The 1195-nt window shown below is 56.2% G+C and carries 1 rRNA gene; it reads left to right on the top strand.

Going from position 1 to position 1195, the window contains the following annotated elements:
- Window positions 1-1173 (top strand): 23S ribosomal RNA (locus tag KUM03_RS24600); the annotation flags it as partial.
- Between the last annotated feature and the right edge of the window lie 22 nt (window positions 1174-1195).

The following is a 1195-nucleotide window of genomic DNA, read 5'->3' as shown; positions in this document are numbered from 1 at the left end:
TGAGCTGGGGGTGGCCGCAGAGACCAGCGAGAAGCGACTGTTTACTAAAAACACAGGTCCGTGCGAAGCCGTAAGGCGATGTATACGGACTGACGCCTGCCCGGTGCTGGAACGTTAAGGGGACCGGTTAGCTTGGATTCGTCCAGGCGAAGCTGAGAACTTAAGCGCCAGTAAACGGCGGTGGTAACTATAACCATCCTAAGGTAGCGAAATTCCTTGTCGGGTAAGTTCCGACCTGCACGAATGGCGTAACGACTTCTCGACTGTCTCAACCATAGGCCCGGTGAAATTGCACTACGAGTAAAGATGCTCGTTTCGCGCAGCAGGACGGAAAGACCCCGGGACCTTTACTACAGTTTGATATTGGTGTTCGGTTCGGCTTGTGTAGGATAGCTGGGAGACTTTGAAGCTCGCACGCCAGTGTGGGTGGAGTCGTCGTTGAAATACCAGTCTGGTCGTGCTGGATGTCTAACCTGGGTCCGTGATCCGGATCAGGGACAGTGTCTGATGGGTAGTTTAACTGGGGCGGTTGCCTCCTAAAGAGTAACGGAGGCGCCCAAAGGTTCCCTCAGCCTGGTTGGCAATCAGGTGTTGAGTGTAAGTGCACAAGGGAGCTTGACTGTGAGACCGACGGGTCGAGCAGGGACGAAAGTCGGGACTAGTGATCCGGCGGTGGCTTGTGGAAGCGCCGTCGCTCAACGGATAAAAGGTACCCCGGGGATAACAGGCTGATCTTCCCCAAGAGTCCATATCGACGGGATGGTTTGGCACCTCGATGTCGGCTCGTCGCATCCTGGGGCTGGAGTCGGTCCCAAGGGTTGGGCTGTTCGCCCATTAAAGCGGTACGCGAGCTGGGTTTAGAACGTCGTGAGACAGTTCGGTCCCTATCCGCTGTGCGCGTAGGAGTCTTGAGAAGGGCTGTCCCTAGTACGAGAGGACCGGGACGGACGAACCTCTGGTGTGCCAGTTGTTCTGCCAAGGGCATGGCTGGTTGGCTACGTTCGGGAGGGATAACCGCTGAAAGCATCTAAGCGGGAAGCCTGCTTCGAGATGAGGACTCCCACCCACTTGATGGGGTAAGGCTCCCAGTAGACGACTGGGTTGATAGGCCAGATATGGAAGCACCGCAAGGTGTGGAGTTGACTGGTACTAATAGGCCGAGGGCTTGTCCTCAGTTGCTCGCGTCCACTGTGTT

This window comes from Streptomyces sp. AC602_WCS936, from assembly GCF_019049125.1.
In the GTDB taxonomy this organism is placed as follows: Bacteria; Actinomycetota; Actinomycetes; order Streptomycetales; family Streptomycetaceae; genus Streptomyces.
This window is presented reverse-complemented; position numbering and strand designations above follow the sequence as displayed.